This window comes from Streptomyces sp. NPDC001920 (assembly GCF_053594495.1).
This window is the reverse complement of record NZ_JBSFEP010000030.1, coordinates 65582-90748: the sequence shown is the minus strand read 5'-3', so window position 1 is coordinate 90748 and position 25167 is coordinate 65582. Positions and strand designations below refer to the sequence as shown.

Sequence of the window (25167 nt, the reverse complement as noted above, 5' to 3'; positions counted from 1 at the left end):
GCCGCTCAGTCGAGGTGGTAACTGTCGCCGTACACCCGCCAGTCGAGCGGTGTGGCGAGGTCGAGATTGCCGTTGCGCAGGAAGACCCGCTGGGCCGTGTCGACCCGGCTGGTGTCCTCGTGGGCCGCCTCCTGCTTCATGGCCCACACCCGCGCGTCCAGGAAGGCGTGCAGGTAGGTGACTTCGTCGCCGCCCTGCGCCGGCGGCCGGGCCCGGTTCAGGGCGCGCCGTCGGATGTTGCGGAAGCTGGTGGGGTCGGTGCCGTCGCCGTGCATGACGATGGCGTCGTAGTAGGCGAACTGGCCGAGTACGCGCAGGCCGTCGGCCTTGCCCTGCCGCACGGCCGGGTCGAAGTACACGCGGTCGCGCTCGTCGTCCTGCGCGCGCCTGAACGCCTGGTCCCGTGCCGCCCGGACCCAGTCGCGGGGGTAGTGCGGGTCGAGCCCGTCGTGCGAGTCCGTGCCGTTCACCCGGCGCAGTGCCGGCAGGTACCGGGCGAGGACGTTGCCGGGGCGGCGGTCGGCGTACAGCTGGACGAGGTCGAGCATGTCGCCCGTGCCCGAGCAGAAGCCGATGATCCCGGCGGTGTAGCCCCGGCCGTCCCCGATGTCCTCGATGTACTTGTACTGCGCCTTCCAGTCGAGTGAGGAGTTCTCCGCGCTCGACACCAGCTTCATGGCGATCTCCTTCTTCGCCGGGTCGTCGAGCCCCACCGCGGCGCGGGCGGCGGCGGGCGGGGCGTCGAGGAGGGGGATCGATGCCAGGGACGCGCCGATCAGGGCGAGCAGAGTGCGGCGCGACGCGTGCGTGGGGTGCTTCACGGCGGCTCCAAAGGGAGGTGGGGGGAGGAGAGTTGGCCGTACGTGACACTGATAGGAAGGTTTCCTATCAGACGTGGGGCGCGCAGGACACCGGTCGCGTCGAAGGTTCGTACCAATGCACAACAGGTGCCTGTTACGGCAGCGGCTGCTCCGCCCAGATCACCTTGCCGGCGGGCAGGTACCGCGTGCCCCAGCGCTCGGCCAGCTGCGCGACCAGGAACAGGCCGCGTCCGCCTTCGTCCGTCATGGTCGCGTAGCGCAGATGCGGCGACGTGCTGCTGCTGTCGAAGACCTCGCAGATCAGGCTGCGGTCGCGCAGCATGCGCACGCGGATGGCGTCACCGCCGTAGCGGATCGCGTTGGTGACCAGCTCGCTCAGGATCAGCTCCGTCGTGAACGACAGGTCCTCCAGATCCCACCTCTGCAGCGTCTGCGTCACGCACGAGCGCACCCGGGCGACGGCCGCCGGGTCGGACGGCACCTCCCACTCCGCGACGAGGTCGGGCCCGAGCGCCCGGGTGCGCGCCACGATCAACGCGATGTCGTCGCTCGACCGGGTCGGCTGCCGGGCGTCCAGCACGGCCCGGCACGTCTCCTCGGGCGACCGGCCGGCCCCGGTCAGTGCCGTGCGCAGCAGTTCGAGTCCCTCGTCGATGTCCCGGCCCCGGTCCTCCACGAGCCCGTCCGTGTAGAGCACGAGCCGGCTGTCCTCCGTCAGCTCCAACTCGGCCGTCTCGAACGGCAGTCCGCCCAGACCCAGCGGGGGGCCGGCGGGCACGTCCGGGAAGGTCACCGACCCGTCCGGCCCGATGAGGGCAGGCGGCGGATGACCGGCGCGGGCGATCGTGCACCGCTGGGCGACCGGGTCGTAGACCGCGTACAGGCAGGTCGCGCCGGTCACCGGAGCGCTGTCGTCCGCCTCGGCCTCGTCCTGGTCGATCCGGGCCACCAACTCGTCCAGCAGCCCCAGCAACTCGTCGGGCGGCAGGTCCAGGGAGGAGAAGTTGTGCACGGCCGTGCGCAGCCGGCCCATCGTGGCCGCCGCGTGCAGCCCGTGCCCCACCACGTCCCCCACCACCAGCGCGACCCGGGCCCCGGACAGCGGCAGCACGTCGAACCAGTCGCCGCCCACCCCGGCCTGCGCCGGCAGATACCGGTACGCGATGTCCAGCGCGTTCTGCTCGGGCAGGCTGCGGGGCAGCAGGCTGCGCTGCAGGGTCACCGCCATGCTGTGCTCGCGGGTGTACCTGCGGGCGTTGTCGATGGACACCGCGGCCCGAGCCACCAGCTCCTCCGCGAGCGCGACCTCGTCGGACTCGAACGGCTCGGCCTTCTGCGACCGCCAGAAACTGACCACGCCCAGCACCAGGGACCCCGCCCGCAACGGCACGGCGATCAGCGAGTGGATGCCGAACTGCACGACCTGCGCGGAACGCTCCAGATCCTGGGCCTGCCAGCCCGGCGCCTTTGCGAGGCGCGGCTCGATGACCGCCTGTCCGCCGTGCAGTGCGCGGGCCTGCGGGGAGGAGTCGACCAGCCGGATCTGCTCACCCACCGGGTACAGCGGCGCGTCCTTGCGGATCCCGCTGCACGCGGTGCGCCGCAGCCGGGTCACCGACTCCGGATGCCCGCCCGCCAGCACCGCGTCGAAGAGGTCGACGGTGGCGTAGTCCGCGAACCGGGGCACCGCCAGCTCCGCCAGTTCCTCCGCGGTACGGGTCACGTCCAGGCTGGTGCCGATGCCCACACCCGCGTCGTACAGCATGTTCAGCCGCTCGCGCGCCTCCTCGGCGCGGCCGGACAGGGCCCGCAGCTCCGTGGAGTCACGCAGGGTGGCGACGCTGCCGGACGGCCGGCCCCGCAGATGGGTCGGGCGCTGGTTCACCGCCAGCAGCCGGTCCTTGACCAGGTGCACCTCGTCGGTGGCCGTGCGGCCTGAGTCCAGCAGCTCGGCCGTGTCGGGAGCGAGACCGAGGTCGAGCACCCGGCGGCCCTCCGCGTCCGGGGGCAGGTCGAGCAGGCGGTGCGCCTCGTCGTTGGCGAGCAGCAGCCGCCGCTCGTCGCCGACGATGATCACGCCCTCCCGGACGGAGTGCAGAACGGCGTCGTGGTGCTCGTACATCCGGGTCATCTCGTCCGGGCCGAGACCGTGCGTCTGCCGCAGCAGACGCCTGCTGACCAGGGCTGTGCCGCCCAGGGCCAGGGCCAGCGCCGCCGCCGCGGCGGTCAGCAGGAGCGGCAACTGCCGGTTCGCGGTGCCGCCCACGGTGGCCTTGGTGACCCCGGCGGACACCAGTCCGACGACCTTCCCGTCGGGATCCTCGATGGGCACCACCGCCTGCACCAGCGGTCCGATCGTGCCGGTGATCTCCTCGGTGACGACCTTCCCGTTCAGCGCCGGTGCGATGGTCCCGACGAACTTCTTCCCGATGCGGTCCGGCTTGGGATGGGAGTACCGGACCCCCTCGGTGTTCATGACCACGATGAAGTCCACGCCGGTCGCCTCGCGCGCGGCCTCGGCCCGCGGCTGCAGCACGGCGCTCGGGTCCGGGCTGTCCAGCGCCTCCCTGGTGCCGGGCGCGTTCGCGAACGCCTCGGCGACCGCCACCGAGCGGTTACGGGCCTCCCGCGTGGTGTCGTACCGCACCTGGAGCACCAGCGCCACCACCGCGGCGACGACCAGCAGCAGCACGATCACCACCTGGAGCAGGAACACCTGCCCCGCGACGCTGCGACCGCCCAGCGTCGAGCGCATCCCGGAGAACCGGCCGGTACGGCGCTGACCGGCGAGCACTGCGGACGGGATCGCCCGCTCGGGCACACCGAGCGCGCGGCCGGGCGCACTCCGGGCGCGCGGACCGCCGGGACGACGGGCCGACCGGGCCCCGGATCGACCCCATAGTCGGACCATGTGCCCATGTCTACACTGCCGGGCCGCAGGAGGCGAGAGACGCCACAGACCGTGACAGGACCTGCTCCTTCTCCCACAGCACGATCACATGTCCGAGACACCCCGCCCGAGCAACTCCGGTCCTCGCAACAGGGTTACGACCGCCGCCGCACCTCCGGGCGCACGTGCGCCGGACGACCTGCCACAGCCGGTCGGCGCGGTTCCGCCTTCCCGTCACACCTCGGGTGCTCGCGTCCGGTCGCGTTCAGGGTGCTCGCGTCCCGTCACACTCCGGGTGTTCGTGTCCGCCCGCACCTTGGGTCTCGTCTGCGGTCTCACTTCCGGCGCAGCGGTGAGGAGCGCCGGGTCGCGAGCAACAGCGCGATGTCGTCGGGCCGGTCCACGGTGTGCCGGGCCTTCGCGGTGAGCCGGTCGGCCACGCCCGCCAGCGAGCGGCCCCCCGCCCCGGTGGCGGGCGCACCGGCTCGGGCGAGCGCCACCCGCAGCGCGCTGATGCCGACGTCGATGTCGACACCGGGCCGCTCCACCAGCCCGTCCGTGTACAGCGCCAGCACGGCCCCGCTCTCCATCCGCAGCTCGGTCACGGGGTACTGGGCCTGCGGGTCCACACCGAGCACGACACCGCCGGGCAGGTCGACCACCTGCGTACGGCCGTCCGGGCGGCGCAGCAGCGGGCGAGGATGCCCCGCCACGGCGGCCTGGCCCACCCCGGTCGCCGGGTCCAGCCGGATGTAGCAGCAGCTCGCGAACAGGCCGCTGTCGAGGTCGATGAGCAGGCGGTTGGTGCCGCTCATGACCTCGTCCGGCGGCCGGTCCCCGAGGGCGAACGCCCTGACGGCGCTGCGCAGCTGCCCCATGGTGGCCGCCGCCTGCACCCCGTGCCCCTGCACGTCGCCGATGACCAGCGCCAGCCCGTCCCCGGCGGCGACGACGTCGTACCAGTCCCCGCCCACCTCCATGCCCTGCGTCCCCGGCAGATACCGGCCCGCGGTCTCCATCAGCGGGTGCTGCGGCAGCCGCCGGGGGAGCAGCACCTGTTGCAGGCCACGGGCCAGCGCGGCCTCGCTCTCGTAGCGCCGCGCCTTCTCCATGGCGTGCGCGATCAGCCCGGCCATGGCCGTCAGCACCGTGCGTTCCTCGGTGCTGAAGCTGCGCGGCCGGTCGAAACCGAGGATGCAGGAGCCGACGGGCCGCCCGGAGGCGATCAGCGGCAGGAAGGCACGGGCCCCCTCCGTCGCGTCCAGCGCGATGCCCGGATACGCGTCGGCGAGCTGCTGCATCGAGTCGAAGAACAGGGGTCGACCGGTGGTGAGCGTCTCCACACCGGGCAGCCGCGCGTCCAGGCCCACCCCCTCGAACGGGGCGAGGAACCCCTGCGGGAAGCCCGTCTCCCAGGCCAGGAACAGATGCCGTTCCTGGAGCAGGTAGATGGCCAGCCGACGGCCGCCGAACGCGGGCAGCAGCTCCCGCATCACCACCGCGGAGACCTGACGGGCGGTCACCGCCTCCGTCAACGCGATGGCCAGCACGATGGGCCGGTACAGGGGAGACAGCGAGGGCGTGCCGACCGGCTCCGGCGTACCCTGCGCCTCCGCAGGCCCGGACGGGCTGTCCGCCATGTGGTGCCCGGGGCGGAGCGTGCAGGTCAGCAGGTCCGGACCGGGATACACCGACATGGACAGCAGGTCCCCGCCGAGCGGGTCGGCGGCGGAGTCACCGCTGTGCGCGGACGGTCTGCGGACATGGAAGTGCACCGGGTCCGGTGACAGCAGCGCTCCGCGCAGATGATCCTCGAAGGCCGGCTGGTTCAGCCACGGCACGCCCTCCCACAACGTGCGGCCCAGCAGCTCGCTGCGGGGGCGGCGCAGCAGTGCCGCCGCACGCGGGTTGGCGTAGACGACCGCACCCAGCCGGTCCAGGCAGAACACCCCTTCCGGCAGCAGGTCGGCCGCCGAGTCCGCCACCGTGCCCGGCCCCGGCTCCAGTACGGCACCCCGAACGGTCGTCGCGCCGGCCGGCGCCGGCTCACCGGGGCGCGCCGCGTCCTCGTACGGCCCCCAGACCTCGACCAGCCGCAGCGCACCGTCCGGGGCGTGCACGCACAGCGGCAGGGAGGGCGGACGGCCTCCCGCCGCCTCCCGCAGCGCCGCCAGGATCCCTTCCGCGTCATCCGGGGCGACCGCCCGGGCGAACCCCTCGACGGTTCCGTCGGCCTGCCAGGCGCCCGGACCCAGGACCAGGTTGAGCCGTTCGTCCGTCGTCACCGTGCCCGTCACCGGGTCCCAGACGAACTGGCCGAGACGACCCGAGGGCGGGCGGCTGGCCGGGGGCCGGACACAGAGGGGACCGCCCTCCCACGTGACCGCCGACGCACCCTCCCCGTCCCGCAGCTTCTCCAGCGCCCCTCCCAGCTCCTCCGCCAGCCGAGTGAGGCGCTCACGCACGGGCAGCAGTTCCGTGGCGTCCCCCGCCGGAGGCAGCAGCACGGTCAGGACACCGAAGACCGACGAGCCGGCCGCCACGGGAATGTGCAGCGACCCGAACTGGAACGGCAGACCGGCCGCGAACTGCGGATAGCGGCGCATCGTCTCCGTCGCGTTCGGCAGCGCGACCTCCACGCCGAGCCGATAGGCGTCCGCGACGGGGAACGGACGGTCCACGTGCAGCCGCCACCACGGCCGGAACAGTGGCCCGGGCAACCCTTCCAGCACCGCCAGACGCAGCAGTCCGGGCGTGCGTGAGCGCAGATAGACCCCTCCGGCGTGGCCCCCGGCCGCGCTGATCGCCTCCGCCGAGGCATCGATCAGCAGCGCCGCCAGCCTGCCGGGCGTGCGCTCTGCGCCCTCGGCGCTCCCAGTCATCGGTCTACCTTCGTCCGTACGCCGTCACGCGTGCGACACAGCAAGAATGCGCCACGACGCACCCTGCCCGCACCCGGGGCGGCTTGGCCAGAGGTGTGCAAGGCCCACCGGACCCGCCATGGGCCGGCCGGTACGGGCGCGGGACGGGTGGACGCGCGGCGACGAGGGCCCGAAGGCCCACTTGATCACCGGGCGGACCGGTTCACCCCTCCCGATCGGGATCTCCGGCGCGAATCCGCACGACCGCGGCCCCTCCTGATCTGCCACCGCCGACTCACCGAACGAGACCACGTCGTCTTATGGCTCACTCGCCGGAGGCGGCCTCGACCCGCTCACGGTCTGAGGAAAGCCGCCTCGACCGGAGGCGGCACCGACCCGCTCCCACCGGCGGCATCGCCACCGAGACCGGGACTCGACCTCCGGGCGCCGTGACGTCGGCGGGCCCGGCGGACCCGGCGAAGAGCCTGAGGCCCGTCGCGCTGCCATGAACTTGGCGCTCCTCGCCGGAATGCCCCGTCACCGCGGTCCGGCGCGGTCCGGTCAGGGCCGAAATATCTCTACGCGTACCCGACGTGTCAGAGGAGAAACGCCCCGGTTCAAGCCACGTTCCAGGGTCCTTGGAGGGCGACTCGGAACCTCTCCCAACTGCGGGAACGCGTCATCCCGTATCCCTGACGACATATCTGTTTCAGTCATACAGAGATGGATGGTTGATCATTCCCCCGACGGTGGCTAGCGTCCTCGTGTGGGTGCGGCCTGCATATGCAGAATCCGCGCCGCCCTTTCAAGCGTGGAGTGAGGGTACGGGGGATAGATGCCGATACCAGACGCCCTTTCCGGACGGTCTTCATCTTTTTCGGAAAACCTCCTTGAGGCATTTTCGGCAACGGTGGAGAGGTATCCCGAAAGGGAAGCGTTACGCTGCGGCGAAGAAAGCCTCAGCTACCGTCGATTGGAAGTACGGGCGAACTCTCTGGCCAAGAGAATTCTGCCGCACGTGTCGGCGGGCGATCAGGGTATTGCCCTTATGGTGAATCGTTCCACCGACATGGTGGCTGCCGCACTCGCCGTCCTGAAGACCGGCAACTTCTATGTCCCCCTCGATCCCGCCTCCCCCCGCGCCAGAACACAGGCGATCCTCGAAGAGGCGGCTCCGCCCCTCGTCCTGGCCTCACGCTCGCTGTCCGGCAGGGTCCCCGCGGGCGTTCCCGTGGTGTACGTGGACGACGTGCCCGACGATCCCGGTGACTGGACCTACACCACTGAGGGGATCGCGCCCTCGAACCGTGCCTACGTCATCTTCACGTCCGGAACCACGGGCCGTCCCAAGGGTGTCGAAGTCACCCACCACAACGTTCTGCGGCTCTTCCACAGCAGCCAGGCCCTGTTCGGTTTCGGCCACGAGGACGTGTGGTCCCTCTTCCACTCGTTCGCCTTCGACTTCTCCGTTTGGGAGATGTGGGGAGCCCTCCTGCACGGCGGCCGGATCGTGGTCGTTCCGGGCGACACCGCCCGGGACCCGGCCGCGTTCCGCCGGCTGCTGGCCGAGGAGAGGGTGACCGTCCTGAGCCAGACCCCCACCGCGTTCGCCCAGTTGGTCGCCGAGGAGGCCCGCCACGACGAGCGGCTGCCCCTGAAGTGGGTGGTGTTCGGGGGAGAGGCGCTGCGTTTCACCGACCTCGCGCCGTGGCTGGACAAGTACGGGGACCGGAGTCCTGCGCTCGTCAACATGTACGGCATCACCGAGATCACCGTGCACGCCACATACCGGCGCGTGGTGCGCGAGGACCTCGACCGCGGCGGCAGCCTGATCGGCCGCCCGTTGCCCGATCTCGGGGTGCTCATCACCGACGACGACCTGACACCCGTACCCGACGGGCAGCCGGGCGAGATCGTGGTGACCGGTCCCGGCGTCGCCAGAGGCTATCTGGGCCGTCCGGAACTGACGGCCCAGCGCTTCGTCACGGTCACCGGCGCGGACGGCCGCCCGGTGCGCGGCTACCGCTCCGGAGACCTCGGGCGCCGACTGCCCGACGGCGACATCGAGTATCTGGGCCGGGCCGACGAACAGGTCAAGATCCGGGGCTTCCGTGTCGAACTGGGCGAGGTCGAGGCGGCGTTGACGGCCCATCCCGCCGTCCGGCAGGCCGCTGCCGCCCGGGAGGACGCCGACGGCACGCCGGCCCTCGTCGCCTACGTCGTACCCGATCCGTCGCTCCCCCTGGACGAACCCGGCCTGCGAGCCCACCTGCTTGAGCGCCTGCCGGACTACATGGTGCCCGCCGCCCTGCGGACCCTGGAAGCCCTGCCCCTCACCGCCAACGGGAAGCTGGACCGGGACGCGCTCGGCGCACAAGGGCTGCCCCTGTCCGGCGCCCTCGCCGACGCTCCCCCCGCACCGGGCGGCGCGTTCTCCGGTTCCCTGCGCCAGGAGCTGATCCGCGAGCTGTTCGCCCAAGTGCTGGACCGCGACGGTCTTGCCCCCGACGACGACTTCTTCGCGCTCGGCGGTCACTCGCTGACAGCCATCCGCGTGGTCAACCGGATCCGGGCACTGCTGGGCGTGGAGGTCGCCCTCAAGGACCTGTTCGACACCCGTACCCCGGCCGCCCTCGCCCGCAGGCTGGAGACGGGACCGGACTGCGCACGGCCTGCCCTCACCCCGACGGACCGGTCCGGTGACCTGCCGCTGTCCTTCGCCCAGCAGCGGCTGTGGATCCTGCAGCAGGTGCACGGCGAGAACCCGGCCTACCACATCCCCTACGCCCTGCGCCTGAGCGGCCGCGTCGACGTTGCGGCTCTCGAAGCGGCCCTGCGGGACGTGGTGCGCCGGCACGAGATCCTGCGGACGCTGTACGTCGACCGGGAGGGCACCCCGTACCAGAGGATCCTCGACCCGGCGGACGCCGCTGTGCGACTGGTCGTCCGCCGTGCCACCCCCGGCCAGGTGGACCGACTCCTCACCGAGGAGGCGCGGCGGAGCTTCGATCTGGCGGCCGATCTGCCGCTGCGTGCCACGCTCTTCGAGACCGGCGCCGAACGGAGCGTGCTGCTCCTGGTGCTGCACCACATCGCCGGTGACGGCTGGTCGCTCGAACCGCTCATGCGGGACCTGACGCAGGCGTACACGGCCCGGCTGTCCGGCACGGCGCCCGCGTGGCCGCCCCTGCCCGTCCAGTACGCCGACTACGCCCTGTGGCAGCGGCGTCTGCTGGAGGGCGACGACCGGCCCGGGACCCTGGCGGCCAGGCAGCTCGCGTACTGGCGGGCGGCGCTGGAGGACGCCCCGGAGGAGCTGGCGCTGCCGGCCGACCGTCCCCGCCCGGCCGATCCCGGCTTCCTCGGCGACATGGTTCCCGTCGACCTCGACGAGACGCTGAGCGCCGACCTGTTCGCCCTGGCCCGGCGCAGCGGCTGTACGGTCCACATGGTCCTCCAGGCGGCGGTGGCCGCGCTGCTGACCCGGCTGGGAGCGGGCACCGACCTCCCGATCGGCAACGCCGTCGCGGGCCGCGGCGATCAGGCGCTGCACCATCTCGTGGGCTTCTTCGTCAACACGGTGGTGACGCGCACCGACACCTCCGGCAACCCGACTTTCGCGGAGCTGCTGCGCCGGGTGCGGACGGGCAGTCTCGCCGCCTACGACCACCAGGACCTGCCCTTCGAGCGGCTGGTCGAGGTGCTGAACCCGCCCCGCTCAGCCGCCCGTCACCCGCTCTTCCAGGTCATGTTCGCGGCCCAGAGCGGCATCCCGGACGACTTCGCCCTGCCCGGACTGGAGGTCTCGTCCCAGCCGGTGACCACCGGCACCGCCAAGTTCGACCTGTCCTTCAAGTTCGACACCGCGGGCGGGGCGCCCCACGCGCCGCAGCGCATTCTGGGCGACCTGGAGTACAGCCGCGACCTCTTCGACCGGGAGACCGCCGAGCACGTCGCCGCGTGCCTGGTCCGGCTGCTGCGGGACGCGGTGGCGCGGCCCGACGCACGGCTCGGCCGCCTCGCCGTCCTGGATCCGGCCGAACACCGGCTGCTGGTGGTGGAGCGCAACGACACGGACGCGCCCTACCCACGCCACAAGACCGTCGCGGACCTCGTCGAGGAGCAGACGGACCGCACCCCCGACGCGACGGCCCTGATGCAGCAGGATGTCCGGTGGACGTACCGGCGGCTCGACGAACGCGCCAACCAGTACGCCCACCTGCTGCGCACCCTGGGCGTGGGCCCGGGCACGGTCGCCGGGATCTGCCTGCCACGCGGCCCGGAGGCCGTGGCCGCCATGCTCGGCGTGTGGAAGGCGGGCGGCGCGTACGTGCCCCTGGACCCGGAGCTGCCCGCGGAACGGCTGCGGTTCATGGCCGCGGACAGCGGGGCCGCTCTCCTGGTCAGCCGGGGCGGCCTCGCCGACGGCATCGCCCCGGACGGGACCGAGGTGGTCCGGGTCGACTCCGACGCACGGCTCGACGCCGCCCCGGTCCTACGGCCCGACCGCGACACCGGCGGAAGGGATCTGGCGTACGCCATCTACACCTCCGGTTCCACCGGCAAGCCCAAATGCGTGCTGATCGAGCACGGCGGTGTGGTGAACCGACTGCTCGACATGGCACGGCGGTTCCGTCTGACCGCTCAGGACATCAGTCTGCAGATCACCTCCCTGGCCTTCGAGCCCCCGGTGCGCGAGATCTTCGGGCCGCTGGCGGTGGGCGCGTCCGTCGCCCTGCTGCCGGAGGAGGGCAGCCGGGACCCCGGTGTCGTCATCGGCGCCATCCGCGACAGCCGTCCCACCGTCATCCTCTGCGTCGTGCCGTCCCTGCTGGAGTCGATCACCGTGTACGGGGCCGACCCGGCCGACTTCTCCTCGCTGCGGCTGGTCGGCACCGCCGGGGAGACGCTGCGCCCGGGCGAGGCGCGTGAGCTGCTGGACCGCTGGGGCTGCGAGGTGGTCAACCAGCTCGGCCCCACCGAGACCACGATGATGAGCGTGGTCCACCGGGTACGCCCGCAGGACCTGGACGGTGTCATCCCCGTGGGACAGCCGCTGGCCAACACCCGCGTCCACGTCCTCGACCAGTGGCTCAACCCGGTACCCGTGGGCGTCACGGGCGAGCTGTACCTGGCCGGCGCCGGCGTCGGGCGCGGATATCTGGGCCGGCCCGGGCTGACCGCCGCGCGGTTCGTCGCCGACCCCTTCGGGGCGCCCGGCGAGCGGATGTACCGAAGCGGGGACCTGGCGCGCTGGCGACGGGACGGCACCCTGGAGTTCGCGGGCCGGGCCGACGACCAGGTCAAGGTGCGCGGTTTCCGCATCGAACCGGGCGAAATCGAGACGGTCCTCACCGAACATCCCGGGATCGCGCGCGCGGCGGTCGTCGTACGCGAGGACCGGCCCGGCGACAAGCGGCTCGTCGCCTACGTGGTGCCCGGATCGCCGGACGCCCCCGGCCCCGCCGAACTGCGCGACCACCTCAGCGCGCGGGTACCCGAACACATGGTGCCGGCCGCGTTCGTGAGCCTGCAGACCCTCCCGCTGCGGGGCAACGGCAAGCTCAACCGCGACCTGCTGCCGCCGCCCGACCTCACCGACCACGTCAGCACCCGGCGGCCCAGGTCACCACGTGAGGAAGTGCTGTCCGAACTGTTCGCCGAGGTGCTCGGACTGCCCTCGGTCGGCATCGACGACGACTTCTTCCAGCTCGGCGGGCACTCACTGCTGGCGGCCCGGCTGATCAGCCGGGTGCGTGACACCCTGGGTCTGCGGATCGGCATGCGCACCCTGTTCGAGGCGCCCACCGTGGCCGGGCTGGCCGAACACGCCGGCATCGGCAACGGGGACAGCGCCCTGGAGGTCGAACTGCCGCTGCGTACCGTCGGCACGCGGCCCCCACTCTTCTGCATCCACCCCGGCGGCGGTCTCAGCTGGAGCTACGCGGGCTTCCTGAAGCACATCCCCGGCGACGTCCCGGTCTACGGCATCCAGGCACGGGGCCTGCTCCACCCGGACGACATGCCCGCCACCGTGGAGGAGATGGCCGCCGACTATGCCGAGCGGATCCGGGCCATCCAGCCCGCCGGCCCCTACCACCTGCTCGGCTGGTCGTTCGGCGGCATCGTCGCCTTCGAGATGACCGCACAGCTCCAGCGGCAGGGCCATGAGGTGGCGCTGCTGACCATGCTCGACTGCTATCCGGGCGTGCCCAACCACTACCGCCTGGACGACCGGGAGATGCTGGCCGCGCTGCTGGACCCGTCCCGGCCGCAGGCCGTCCCGCAGGAGGGCTCGCCCGAGATCGCCAAGGCGGTGGAGATCCTGCGGAACGACACCGGAGCCCTCGCCAGCCTCCAGGAAGCGCAGTTGGTCGCCCTGCTGACGGCGATGGCGCACAACCGGCACATCGTGGGCGCGTACGAGCCGAAGCGGATCACCGGCGACGTGCTGTTCTTCATGGCGACACAAGGCCGCACCGAGGGAGCTCCCACGCCCGACGTCTGGAAGGAGTTCGTGGACGGCGAGGTGAGGTGGCACCCGATCGAGACCACTCACACGAACATGAACCACCCCGCCCCGCTCGCGGAGATCGGCCGTCATCTCTCCGCCGCCCTCGAGCGGCCGGCGTCCCCCCAGGGAGCCGGTACGGCTCCCGCGAACGGAGACGACTGATGACGAACCCCTTCGACGATCCCGACGCGCTGTACCGGGTCCTGCGCAACGCGGAAGGCCAGTACTCCCTCTGGCCGTCCTTCGCCGAGGTCCCGCCGGGCTGGGAGATGGTCCTCGCGGACCGGCCCCGCCCGGAATGCGTGGCGTACGTGGAGGAGCACTGGAGCGACCTGCGCCCGGCCGGCCTCGTGGCCTCCTCACGCCCCGACCCGGGCACGGGTGGGTGACTCTTGTCGTCCAACCTGTGGGTTCTGCGCGACCGCTCGGTGCTGTGCCTGCTGTCGGCCCGATCCGTCTCCCTGCTCGGCAACGCGATCGCTCCGGTCGCCCTGGCCTTCACCGTTCTCGAACTGCCCGACGGGTCGGCCACCGGGCTCGGTCTGGTGCTCACCGCCCGGCTGGCGAGCCAGGTGGTGTTCGTCCTGCTGGGCGGCGTCGTCGCCGACCGGTGGCCCAGGTACCGGGTGATGGTGGGAGCGGATGTGGTGGCCGGCCTCGCGCAGGGCGCCGCGGCCGCGCTGGTGATCACCGAGTACGCCTCGACGCTCTCCCTCGCCCTCCTGGCCTGCGTCAACGGCGCCGCCGCCGCACTCTTCGAACCGGCCTCCCGGTCCGTGATGCCGCAGCTCGTCTCCGGGGACGTCCTGCAGTCCGCCAACGGCCTGCTGCAACTGGCCATGCGCGGCGGGAACATCATCGGTGCGGCCGTCGCCGGCATCCTGGTCGCCCTGGTCGGCGCCGGGCCGACGCTGGCCATCGACGCGGCCTCCTTCCTCATCTCCGCCGCGCTCCTGCTGGGGATCCGGCTGAAGTCGACCCCGCCCGCCGAGACGTCCGCTTCCCTGGTGCGGGAACTGCGCGACGGCTGGAAGGAGTTCACGGCACGCCAGTGGGTGTGGCTGATGGTGGCCCAGCTGTGCTTCGTGAACGTGCTGCTGGCCGGCGGCTTCTACGTGCTCGGCCCGGTGGTCGCCAAGGACCATCTGGGCGGGGCGCCCGCCTGGAGTCTGATCCTCACCGCGCAGGCCATCGGCTACGTGGTCGGCAGCACCACGGCCGTACGGCTGCGCACCCGCCGCCCGATCCGGCTGGCCGCACTGCTGACCATGGGCTTCCCGCTGCCTCTGTTCCTGCTCGCCGCCGAGGCGCCGGTCGCCGCCGTCGCCGTGCTCGCCTTCGCGGCGGGCGTCTGCATCGACGTCTACGAAGTGCTGCTGGACACCGCCCTGCAGAAGAACGTGCCCGAGGAGAAACTCGCCCGGGTCATGTCGTACGAGGCCGTGGGCTCCTTCGCGTTCGTTCCCCTCGGGCTCGCCCTCGCCGGTCCCGCGTCGGCTGCGCTCGGCGTCGGCCCCGCACTGGTGGGGGCCGGTGTGCTGATCGTGCTGGCGGGACCCCTCGTCCTGCTGCTGCCCTCGGTGCGCGCGGTCGACGACGGGCAGTCCCCGGCGAGCGCGACACCCGAGGTCTCCGTCCCGGCTTCCGGCCCGCCCGGGAACCGCCCGGAAGCGGGCGGCGAACCGGCCCGCGGCGACCACCGTTTGGAGGAATCATGACCACGTTCGCCACGACCGACAGCACCGCGTCCCGCCGCCGGCTGACCGGCTGGAGCGGCGACGCCGACTACTTCGTCTTCCGCGAGTACGACACCTTCGAGCCGAGGGCGCTCCTCGACGTCCTGCACGGCCGGATCGCCGGAGTCATGTTCCGCGGCATGGTGAAGCCGGACACCTGCGCCGAACTGGCCGAGCGGTTCTGGGCCAGCCCCGCCAGGAGGACCCGCGGCGCGGAGGCGCCCGGTTACTTCCTGGGCGCCTTCCACTACCACAAGACCACCGCGGCGTACCTGGACGAGACCGCGGAGGTGGCCGCGGCGCTCGACGACGTGCTCGCCGTTCCGGACGACCCCCTGAAGATCTTCTACGAAGGGCTGGACAGGGTGCTGGCCGAGGCCGGCGCCACGGTGCGGCCGGCCCGGCACGGGGGCCGGGAGGCCTGCCGCGGACTGCTGCGCTCCTGGCACGGCCAGGGCGAGTACGCGCTGGCTCCGCACGACGACCTGTCCCAGTGCACCGAACCGCAGCAGGCCGACTTCGAGATACAGAAGGTGGCCGGCTACCAGCCCGCGGCGCTGAACATCTGCCTGGAGAACGGCGACGGCGGCCGACTCGCGTACTGGAACATCCGGCCCGACGAGACGTCCAAGCGGGCACTGGGCCTGCACTACACGGGTTCGCCCTACCCGCTGGACACCCTGGAGGGAGTCGAGCTGAAGTGGGTCGACGTGCACGCCGGTGACGTCTACGTCTTCAACGGCGCGCACGTCCACGCGGTCGAGCCCAACACCGATCCGCGGCTGCGCCGCACCACGCTGGCGGGCATCCTCGGCTTCGTCGACGACAGCACCGTGGTGTCGTGGACATGAGCGACACGCACCCTCTCCCCACCCGGCTGCTGCGCAGGCCGTCCGACGACGCCGAAGCCCGAGTCTTCTGCTTTCCGTACTCCGGTGTGGGCGGCTCGATGTTCAGCCAGTGGCCCCGCATGATCGGCACCGCCGAGGTGTGCCCGATCCAGCTCCCGGCCCGGGAGAACCGGGTGCGGGAGCCGCACTACGGCACCTACGAGGAACTGGCCGCCGACCTGGTGAAGCAGCTGCTGCCCTATCTGGACCGGCCGTTCGTGCTGTTCGGACACTGCGCGGGCGCGCTGCCCGCGTTCGAGACGGCGGCTCTGCTGGCCGAGCGGGGCCTGCCCCTGCCGCACCGGCTGGTCGTCTCGGCCCAGGTGCCCCCGCACCACTGTCCGCAGGACCGCTTCCTGGACATGGACGACGAGCAACTCGGCCGGGAGCTGGGCCGGATCGTCGTCGAGCGGGGCGGTGAACCGCATCCCGCCCTGATCGAGCTGACCTTGGAGGTGCTGCACCAGGACCTCGACGCCAACCGTGTCTACCGCCGGCAGCGCCCACTGACCCTGCCCGTCGGCATCACCGCGCTGCACTGGGCCGACGACGAGGAGATCACCCTGGAGCAGATCCGGCCGTGGCGGGAGTACTCGGCGGACGTCCGGTTCTCCGTGCTCGACGGCGGGCACTACGCCTTCCTCGGCGCACCGGAGCAGCTGACGGACCTCCTCGCCTCGCTGCTCGCCGACCCGAGGAGCCCTGAACCCAGTGGTGCGGGGACCGGTCACTCAGGAGGGCACGGCTGATCATGCAGACCATTCACGGGGTGTTCGCCGAGCGGGTCCGCGAGACACCCGACGCGGTCGCGGTCAGCGCCCACGACGGCGAGCTGACCTACGCCGCGCTCGACGCCAGAGCCGACCGGACGGCAGGGCGGCTGCGGCGGCACGGGGTGCGGCCCGGAGACGTCGTCGCCGTGCACGCCGAGCGATCCGCCGCGGCGGTGGTGATGCTCCTCGCCGTGCTCAAGGCCGGTTCCGCCTACCTGGCGCTGGACGCCCGACAGCCCTTCGAACGGCGGCAGACCGTCCTCGACGACGCCTCGGTGAAGGTGGTGCTGTCGCCACCTCACCTGGCGGCCGAGATGTCGGCCCACGGCCGTACGGTGCTCACCCCGGACGGCGGCGAGCAGGACGACGACCTGCCGGCCGCGGGGCCGGCCGCCGGGACCGGACCGCAGGACATCGCCTACGTCGCCTACACCTCGGGGTCCACCGGCCGGCCCAAGGGGGTGTGCGTCCCGCACCGGGCGGTGCTGCGCCTGGTGGTCGGGACGGACATCACCGACATCCGCGCGGACGACGTGTTCCTCCAGTTCGCGCCCCTCGCCTTCGACGCGTCGACCTGGGAGGTCTGGGGGGCGCTGCTGTCCGGGGCACGGCTCGCCGTCGCCCCGCCCGGGCAGCTGTCCGCCGCCGAACTGACCGCGTACGCGGGCCGCGAGGGCGTCACGGTGATGTGGCTGACCGCCGGCCTGTTCCACCAGGTCGTCGACACCGGTGTGGACGACCTGCGTGGGCTGCGCTGCCTGCTGGCGGGTGGCGACGTGCTGTCCGGGCCGCATGTCGCCCGCGCCGTCGCCGCCCTGCCGGGCACCACCGTCGTCAACGGGTACGGACCCACGGAGAACACCACGTTCAGCTGCTGCCACCCCATGCGGGAGGCGCCCGCCACCGCGACGGTCCCGATCGGCCGGCCCATCAGGGGCACCGGGGCGCGGGTCCTGGACGAGCGGCTGCGTCCCGTGCCGGACGGCGCGGAAGGGGAACTGTACGTCACCGGTGAAGGCCTGGCCCACGGCTATCTCGGGGCCCCGGGACGGACAGCCGAGCGGTTCGTGGCCGACCCGTACGCACCGGCGCCCGGCGCCCGCATGTACCGCACCGGAGACCGGGTGCGGCGGCTGTCCGACGGCACGCTGGAGTTCCTCGGGCGCGACGACGACCAGGTGAAGATCCGGGGCTTCCGGGTCGAGACCGGCGAGGTGGAGTCGGCGCTGGCCGCGCTGCCCGGCGTGGCCCGGGCCGCGGTCGTCGTCCAACGGGCACCGTCCGGGGAACGCCGGCTGATCGGCCATGTGGTCGCCGACGACACAGGTCCCCTGTCCGCGCTGGACGTGCGGGAGCGACTGGTGCGGGTGCTCCCGGACTACTGCGTGCCCGCGCTCGTGCGGATCGCCGACACGCTGCCGCTCACCCCGAACGGCAAGGTGGACCGTGCAGCCCTGGCCGCCACGTCGGTGCAGGACAGGCCCGAGCTGAGCGCGCCCCACCGGGCGCCCGGGTCGCCGCTGGAGCGCGCGATCGTCCAGCTGTGGACGGACCACATCGGCGTCGTCGGTATCGGCGCGGACGACGACTTCTTCGAGATCGGCGGGAACTCGCTGCTGGCCGTCACGATCCTGGGCGAACTGCGGCGGTCGTACGGCGTCGACATCTCGCCGCGCTCCCTGTATCTGGACCCGAGCCCTGCCGGACTGGCCCGAGCCGTGGCGGAAGCGAGGTCGCGATCATGACGCAGGACCTGGCGGGCGGCTGGTCCGTGACCGACCTCGACGCGGTCGACCTGGACGGCGTCGACCTGTTCGACGCGGGCTTCCACGCAGCGGGCGACCCCCATCCGGTGTGGGCGGCGATGCGGCGCCGGGCGCCGCTGCACCGCCAGCAACTGCCGGACGGACGCGCCTTCTGGTCGGTCACCCGCTACCAGGACGCCTGCCGGGTGCTCGGTCAGCACCGCGAGTTCACGTCCGAGCGGGGCAGCCTCCTCCAGCAGCTCGGGCGGGGTGACGCCGCGGCGGGCAAGATGCTCGTCGCCACGGACCCGCCCCGCCACGGCGAACTGCGCCGGCCGCTGCGGGCCCTGTTCAGCGGTGCCTCGCTGGCGGCGGCGGAGCAGCGGATCCGGACGGCCGTGGACGCGGCCCTGCGATCGGTCGCCGACGACCAGGTGTGGGAGGTGAGCGAGCATGCCGCGCTGCTGCCCATGGCGGCGGCCGCGGCACTGATGGACCTGCCCGAGGAGGACTGGCCGGACCTCGTGCGATGGACCGGCATGGCGGCGGCGCCCGAGGATCCGGTCCACCGCACGGGCAGCGGCGCCGCGACGCTCGCCATCGCGCACCACGAGCTGTTCGAGTACTTCGCGCGAGAAGCCCGGGCGAGGGCGGGCACCGAGGGCAAGGACCTCATCCGCCACCTGACGGCCGCCTCCGTGGAGGGGACCGCGCTCACCCGGGACGAGGTCGTCGTCAACTGCTACAGCGTGCTGCTCGGCGCGAACGCCACCACCCCGCACACCGCGGCGGGCACCGTGCTCGCCCTCGCCCGGAACCCCCAGGTGTACCGGGCGGTGCGGGAGAACCCGGAACTCGTCCCGGCGCTCGTGGAGGAGGGACTGCGCTGGACGTCAGCCGCCCGTTCCTTCCTGCGGTACGCGGTCCAGGACGTCGAACTCAGCGGCGGCGTGGTGCCGGCGGGGGACGCGGTGGCGGTGTGGGTGGGCTCGGCCAACCGTGACGAGACGGTCTTCGCCGACCCCGAGCGGTTCCTCGTCCCCCGGCCCGACAACCGGCACATCGCGTTCGGCTACGGCCCCCACTACTGCCTGGGCGCGGCCGTGGGCCGGCTGACCCTGCGCGTGCTCTTCGAGCAGATCGTCGCCCTGGTCGAGGAGTTCGAGCCGGCCGGGCCGCCGCGCCGGCTCGCGTCCAACTTCGTGGCGGGGTTCACCCGAGTGCCCGTCCGCACCCGGCTGAGCGCGGACGCACGCCGCCGCGCCCCGAGCCAGGCCCGTCCGCTCTGAGGGGAGCCCATGACTGTCTCTGTCACCGACCTGCTGCTGGATCTCGTGCGCACGCACCTGGGCGATGCGGACATCGGCCCCGACGACGACTTCTATGCGATGGGCGGGGACTCGCTCACCGCGCTGCGCGTCGTCACCGAGGCGCAGAGCCGGGGTCTTGCCGTCTCCCTGCGGGATCTTCTGTACTACCCGACGGCCCGCGAACTGGCGGCCCACCTCGAACAGTCCGCCGCCGAGAAGGACGCCGAGGCATCCGCGTCCGGCGCTGCCGGGCCGGCTCCCGCCGCTCTGCTCGACCCGGCCGACCGGGCCCTGGTGCCCGACCGAGTGGCCGAGGCGATCCCGGCCTCGGCGCTGCAGGTCGGGATGATCTACCTGTGCGAGGCGAGCGGGGATCCCGAGCTGTACCACTCCAGGACGGGCTGGCGGACCCGGGCGGCGTTCGACGAGGAACTGTTCGGTGCGGCGCTGACCGAGGTGAGCCGCCGCCACCCGGCGCTGCGCACCTCCTTCGAACTCGGCACGTTCTCGGTGCCCGTCCAACTGGTGTGGGCCGAGGCCGAGCCACGGTTCACCGTCGAGTCGGCCGGCGAGGACGGTCCGCACACGGCGGCCGAGCTCGCCCGGAGGTGGAGTGCGGAGCAGGTGAACCGGCCCTTCGACTGGAGCGGGGCGCCGCTGCTGCGCTGCCATGTCGTCACCGATCGGGACTCCTTCCAGGTGGCGCTCTCCTGCCATCACGCCATCGCCGACGGCTGGGGGCTGGGACGGCTGATCGTGGACCTGCTCACGGTGTACGACGCGTTGCTGCGCGGTGTCACCCCCGACCTGCCGGAGCTGCCCGCCACCGCTCACCGGGACTTCGCCGCCGCCGAGGCCGCGGCGCTCGCCTCTCCCGAGGCCGCGGAGTTCTGGCGGGCCGAGGCGGACGCGCCGGTGCTGCTGATCGACCCGGGCGCCCGCCCGGCCGCGGCGAACCCGGTCGGCCAGCACGCCTTCGACCTGGAGCCGGAGCTGCTCGCGGCCTTGCGGTCCGCGGCTCGGCGGTCGGGGACGTCGTTGAAGGCCTTCGTGCTCGGTGTGCACGCCTGGACACTCGGCGCCTGGCTCGGCCGCGACCAGGACATCGTCACCGGCGTGGTGGTCAGCACCCGCCCGGAGACCGCGGACTCCGACCTGGTGGTCGGCCTGCACCTGAACACGCTGCCCATGCGGTTCACACGGACCGCCCGTTCGTGGGCGGACCTCGCCGGGGACGCCATGACGGCCGAGCGGCGGTCCCTGCCCCACCGGGCGTTTCCCCTCGCCGAGATCGAGAACCGGCTCGGCCGTCCGGCCTTCGACGTCACGTTCAACTACACCGACTTCCACCTCTACGACGGCCTGGAGAGTCTGACCGCCCTGCGTGCCGACGGCTGGTGGGTGGCGGGCAAGCCCAGTTTCCCGTTCCGCGTCGACTTCGAGGTCGAGGGGCTGGAGGGCGGCAGCCGCGTCGTCGTGGACTTCGATCCCGACCTGGTGGATCCGGAGCATGCGGGGCGTTACACCGAGTTGTACCGGCAGGCGCTGGCCGTCGCGGCCGAGGATCCCTCCGCCCCGGCCGGACGGCCGTCCGTATCGCCGGCGGTGCGGGCATGACGGGCGGTCGGCCGGTCATCGCCGTCGTCTATGACAAGGGTGCCGTGGCCGCGGGGGACATCGCCGTGGGGCTGCGTGACCTCGCGGACATCGTGTTCGTGGTGGCCCCCACCGATCATGTGGCGCGGCTCGCCGAGGTATTGGGCACCCTGGGCGCCGTACTCCCGCTCACGGGCGACCCGGCGGCCGACTCCGCGGCGCTGCGGGGCTACGGGCCGTCGGCGCTGGTCACCTTCAGCGAACCGATGCTGCGGACCGCCGCCCGGCTCGCCGCCGATCTCGGGCTGCCCTTCCACGACGAGGACACCGCCCGCCTGCTCACCGACAAGGTGCGCCAGCGGCGACGGCTCAGGGAGGCCGGCGTCGACGAGGTGCGCAGCCATCCGCTGCGCGCTCCGGCGGACTGGCCCTCGGCGGTCGCGGCGGTCGGTCTCCCCGCGATCGTGAAGCCCGTCAGAGGCGAAGGCAGCCGCAACACCCACGCGGTGCACGATGCGGCCGTGGCCCCGGCCCTGCTCGCCGAACTGTTCGCCGCGGTCCCCACGCCCCCCGGCCGCGAAGCGCCGCTCGTCGTCGAGGAACTGCTGGTGGGCAGGCCCGGTCTGCCGTCCGGTGACTACGTGTCCGTCGAGAGCCTGTGCGGCCCCGACGGCGTCGACCACTTGGCGCTGACCGGTAAGTTCCCGCTGGCGCACCCCTTCCGGGAGCCGGGCCAGTACTGGCCGGCCCAGACATCCGACGCGGAACGGCGGGAGATCCTCGATCTGACCACGCGCGCGCTCATGGCCCTGGGCGTGCGCACCGGCCTGACCCACACCGAGATCAAGCTGACCCCGGCGGGGCCAAGGATCATCGAGGTCAACGGGCGCGTCGGCGGGCACATCAACGAGCTGTCCCGGCGTGCCTGCGGAGTCGACCTGGTGCGGCTCGCGGGCCGGCAGGCGCTCGGCGAGGACGTCGAGGCCGGCGAACTGCGGCCGGAGCGCGTGCACTTCCAGCATCACGGGCTCGCGCCGGTCGCCCCCTGCCGGTTCGTCGCCGTCCACGGCCGGCGGGAGGTGCGGCAGTTGGACGGGATCTGCGGGTACCGCACGTTCGTGCGGCCCGGCGACGAGCTGCCCGGCGGGGTGATGACCCACGAGATGGACATCCTGTGGGGCGCCTGCGACGACCACGCCGCGATGACCGCCGTGATCGCGAAGGCCCTGGCGGTTCTCACCTACGAATTCGAGGACGCGGACGGCATCCGCCGGGTTCCCGCCGCGTCCCTGCTGGCCTGACCCGGTTCACGAACCCCTGCGCAGGAAGGACAGGAAGGAACATGGCTGCACCCACGACGGTCACCCGGTCGGCAGAGAGCCTGGTGACCGAGCTCTTCTCCATCATCGACGCGGCACGCTGGGACGACCTCGGCCGTGTCTTCGCCGAGGACTGCGTGTACGACCGCCCCGGCTACGAGCCGCTGCGCGGCCTGGCCCGGATCGAGCGTTTCTATCGCCTCGAACGCGTCGTCGCCTCCGGGTGCCATCATGTGCTGCACATCGTCAGTGATCTGGAAGCCGCCGCCTGCTGGGGCAGGTTCACCGGTACGAGCCGGTCCGGTGCAGCCCTGGACGAGCAGTTCGCGGACACCTACACCGTCCGCGACGGCCGGATCGTCGGCCGTCGTACCTACTTCTTCCGGCCGGCGATCTGATGGCCACCGAGACGGGACGCGGCGCGGTCGCGGCCGTGGTCGATCCCCGTACGGGACGGCGCATCGGTGAGGTCCCGCTGCTGGCCGCGGCGGACGTGCCCCGGATCGCGCGCAGGGCCGCGCAGGCGTCGCCGGACTGGGCGGGCAGGGCGGTGGAGCACCGGGCCCGCAAGATCCGGGACCTCGCCGACGCCCTGGACCGCCGACTGCCCGAGCTCGCGCCCCGGTTCAGCCAGGAGCACGGCAAGACGCCGGCCGAGGCCCTGGCGGAGCTCCGGCGCGCCGTGGAGACCCTTCGGTGGAGCGCCGACGCCGCTGTCGAGGTCACCAGGCCCACCGCGCTGCCCGAACGCGCCGGGATCGTGCGTGAGGTCGTGGTGGACCCGGCCGGCCCGGTACTGGCGATCGTGCCGTGGAACTTCCCCGCCGTGGTACTCGCCCGCAAGCTCGGCCCCGCCCTCGCCATGGGCTGCTCCGTCGTCGTCAAGGGGCCCGAGGAGACCCCCTGCGTCCCCGCCGCGGTGGCTCGGGCGGCGGCCGAGGCCGGGCTGCCCGACGGTCTGGTCCAGGTGGTGCACGCGGCGCCGGCCGAGGCCGAGGCGCTGGTGCGCCGCCCGGAGTTCCGGCGCGTCTCCTTCACCGGCTCCACCGGCGTCGGCCGCCAGGTGGCTGCCGCCGCGGCGCAGCAGCTCACTCCGTGTGTTCTCGAACTGGGCGGGCACGCACCGGTGATCGTGACCGAGGACGCGGATGTCGAGTCCGCCGTGGACGCCCTCACGGTCGCCAAGTTCGGCTCGGCCGGCCAGAGTTGCGGCGCCCCGAGCCGCTTCATCGTGCACGAACGGGTCGTCGATGCCTTCGTACGACGCCTGGTGCTCGGCGCGCCCGCACCGGACAGCGAGCCGGGCGGCACGATGGGGCCGTTGAACAGCGCGCGCCGCCGCGCGGCCGTGCACGCCCTGGTCGAGGACGCCGTACGCTGCGGCGCACGCCTGGTGCTCGGAGGGCGCGTCCCCGAGACAGCAGGCTTCCACTACCCGGCCACGGTGCTGAGTGACGTGCCGCCGCAGGCGCGGATCCTGCACGAGGAGCCGTTCGGGCCGGTCGCGCCGGTCCTGCCCTACCGCGACGACGCGGAAGCCGTCGCGCTGGCCGACAGCACCGCGTACGCGCTGTCCGCGTACGTCTACGGCGAGACCGCCCATGCGCGTGAGCTGGCCCGGCGACTCGACGCCGGGAGCGTGGGCGTCAACTGCTCCCCGGGGGCCGCTCCCGACGCGCCCCTGGGCGGACGCGGCGCGAGCGGGTACGGCTACGAAGGCGGCGTGCAAGGGCTGCTGTCCTTCGGGGCGTTGAAGCTGGTGCAGCACGCGGCCCGGTCCACGGGCGATGCCCCGGAGGGGGAGCGGGCCTGCCTCCCCGGGCCCGGAGTCAGTCGCTGAGGAAGGCTTCGATCACGTCGCGGAAGCACTCCGGTTCATCGAGCCACGGATGGTGGCCGGCGCCGGGAACGGTCTCGAGCCTGCCGTACCGGTACAGCTTGGCGGTCAGCGCGGCCGGCCGGGTGCCGGCGACGCAGTCCTCGGCGCCTGCCAGCACCAGCACCGGGACTGCCACCGACCGCAGGAACCTCAACCGCTCCTCGGCCGCGTGCTCGGCGGGGTTCCCTCGGTAGAAGGCCTCGTAGAGCCAGGAGGGCGGCCGGACACGGTCGGCTTCATGGTGAGCACGGGTCTTCTCCGTCCACCTGCCGTACAGAAAGGGCGCCGATCGCCGTTGCGCCTCTTCGGCCGAGGCGCCCGAGACGCCGGTGGCCAACAGCTCCGCGGCCGCGGCGGCGGGGCGATACCACGGCTCGTCTGCGCGCCGCGCCCGAAGGGCGGCGACCTCGGTCGGGTCGACCTCCCGCCCGATGCGGCCGGCGGGCGCGACCAGTACCAGACGGCGCACCCCGTCCGCGAACGAGGCTGCGTAGTGCTGGGCGGTCAGGGCACCTGCAGAGTGCGCCAGTACGTCCACGGGCCCGGCTCCCAGGTGACGACGCAGCGCCTCCAGATCGTGGACCTGTTCGGTGTAGGCGCAGCCGGACCGGTCGGCCGGCACGTCCGAGGCACCCGCCGCGCGTGAGTCCACCAGAACGAGCGTCCTGTGCCGGTCGAGCCCGCCCAGGTTCCCCAGGCTCCGCACGTCCGTCCCCGGCCCACCGGCGAGGCACATCAGCGGCGGTCCCTGCCCGAGCGAGCGATACGCGATCTTCGTCCCGTCACGTGCCACGACGTACGGCATCCCTGTGCTCCTCCGAGTAGCTTCGAGA

Annotated in this window: 15 protein-coding genes; 11 read left to right on the top strand and 4 right to left on the bottom strand. The window is 72.7% G+C overall.

Annotation, left to right across the window (positions count from 1 at the left end):
* Positions 1-5: 5 nt before the first annotated feature.
* The 3 genes from ACWCPI_RS36115 to ACWCPI_RS36105 all read right to left on the bottom strand — a co-directional run bounded on the left by ACWCPI_RS36115 (position 6) and on the right by ACWCPI_RS36105 (position 6593).
* Positions 6-821: a chitosanase gene (locus ACWCPI_RS36115; protein ID WP_451042196.1), complete on the bottom strand. Its 816-nt coding sequence runs from the start codon at positions 819-821 to the stop codon at positions 6-8.
* A gap of 133 nt (positions 822-954) precedes the next feature.
* Positions 955-3576, bottom strand: a complete 2622-nt coding sequence (locus ACWCPI_RS36110; RefSeq protein ID WP_451042206.1) for a SpoIIE family protein phosphatase — start codon at positions 3574-3576, stop codon at positions 955-957.
* 470 nt (positions 3577-4046) lie between these two features.
* The gene (locus tag ACWCPI_RS36105) at positions 4047-6593 is read right to left on the bottom strand and encodes a SpoIIE family protein phosphatase (RefSeq protein ID WP_451042195.1); all 2547 of its coding nucleotides are present in this window, start codon (positions 6591-6593) and stop codon (positions 4047-4049) included.
* A gap of 814 nt (positions 6594-7407) precedes the next feature.
* Here ACWCPI_RS36105 and ACWCPI_RS36100 point away from each other — a divergent pair.
* Genes ACWCPI_RS36100 through ACWCPI_RS36050 form a run of 11 tightly spaced genes read left to right on the top strand, consistent with a single transcriptional unit; the run spans position 7408 to position 24295 of the window.
* The gene (locus ACWCPI_RS36100; RefSeq protein WP_451042194.1) at positions 7408-13248 is read left to right on the top strand and encodes an amino acid adenylation domain-containing protein; all 5841 of its coding nucleotides are present in this window, start codon (positions 7408-7410) and stop codon (positions 13246-13248) included.
* Positions 13248-13475, top strand: a complete 228-nt coding sequence (locus ACWCPI_RS36095; RefSeq protein ID WP_451042193.1) for an MbtH family protein — start codon at positions 13248-13250, stop codon at positions 13473-13475. The genes ACWCPI_RS36100 and ACWCPI_RS36095 overlap by 1 nt, the downstream gene beginning before the upstream one ends.
* A gap of 3 nt (positions 13476-13478) precedes the next feature.
* Positions 13479-14804: an MFS transporter gene (locus ACWCPI_RS36090; protein WP_451042192.1), complete on the top strand. Its 1326-nt coding sequence runs from the start codon at positions 13479-13481 to the stop codon at positions 14802-14804.
* Positions 14801-15673, top strand: coding sequence for a hypothetical protein (locus ACWCPI_RS36085; RefSeq protein ID WP_451042191.1), 873 nt, complete (start codon positions 14801-14803; stop codon positions 15671-15673). The genes ACWCPI_RS36090 and ACWCPI_RS36085 overlap by 4 nt, the downstream gene beginning before the upstream one ends.
* A complete protein-coding gene (locus ACWCPI_RS36080; protein WP_451042190.1) occupies positions 15670-16461 on the top strand; it encodes a thioesterase II family protein in 792 nt (263 codons plus the stop codon). The genes ACWCPI_RS36085 and ACWCPI_RS36080 overlap by 4 nt, the downstream gene beginning before the upstream one ends.
* A gap of 2 nt (positions 16462-16463) precedes the next feature.
* Positions 16464-18230, top strand: a complete 1767-nt coding sequence (locus ACWCPI_RS36075) for an amino acid adenylation domain-containing protein (RefSeq protein ID WP_451042189.1) — start codon at positions 16464-16466, stop codon at positions 18228-18230.
* Positions 18227-19519, top strand: coding sequence for a cytochrome P450 (locus tag ACWCPI_RS36070; protein WP_451042188.1), 1293 nt, complete (start codon positions 18227-18229; stop codon positions 19517-19519). The genes ACWCPI_RS36075 and ACWCPI_RS36070 overlap by 4 nt, the downstream gene beginning before the upstream one ends.
* A gap of 9 nt (positions 19520-19528) precedes the next feature.
* Entirely contained in the window at positions 19529-21157 is a 1629-nt protein-coding gene (locus ACWCPI_RS36065) for a condensation domain-containing protein (protein ID WP_451042187.1), read from the top strand.
* On the top strand, positions 21154-22437 hold the full coding sequence (locus ACWCPI_RS36060) for an ATP-grasp domain-containing protein (protein ID WP_451042186.1): 1284 nt from the start codon (positions 21154-21156) through the stop codon (positions 22435-22437). The genes ACWCPI_RS36065 and ACWCPI_RS36060 overlap by 4 nt, the downstream gene beginning before the upstream one ends.
* Before the next feature lie 41 nt (positions 22438-22478).
* A complete protein-coding gene (locus ACWCPI_RS36055; protein ID WP_451042185.1) occupies positions 22479-22853 on the top strand; it encodes a nuclear transport factor 2 family protein in 375 nt (124 codons plus the stop codon).
* Positions 22853-24295, top strand: coding sequence for an aldehyde dehydrogenase family protein (locus tag ACWCPI_RS36050; protein WP_451042184.1), 1443 nt, complete (start codon positions 22853-22855; stop codon positions 24293-24295). The genes ACWCPI_RS36055 and ACWCPI_RS36050 overlap by 1 nt, the downstream gene beginning before the upstream one ends.
* On the opposite strand, the gene ACWCPI_RS36045 is transcribed toward ACWCPI_RS36050, so the two are convergent.
* Positions 24285-25139 carry an alpha/beta fold hydrolase gene (locus tag ACWCPI_RS36045; RefSeq protein WP_451042183.1) on the bottom strand — a complete coding sequence of 285 codons (855 nt, stop codon included), beginning with the start codon at positions 25137-25139 and terminating at the stop codon, positions 24285-24287. The two genes, ACWCPI_RS36050 and ACWCPI_RS36045, sit on opposite strands and share 11 nt — an antisense overlap.
* Positions 25140-25167: the final 28 nt, after the last annotated feature.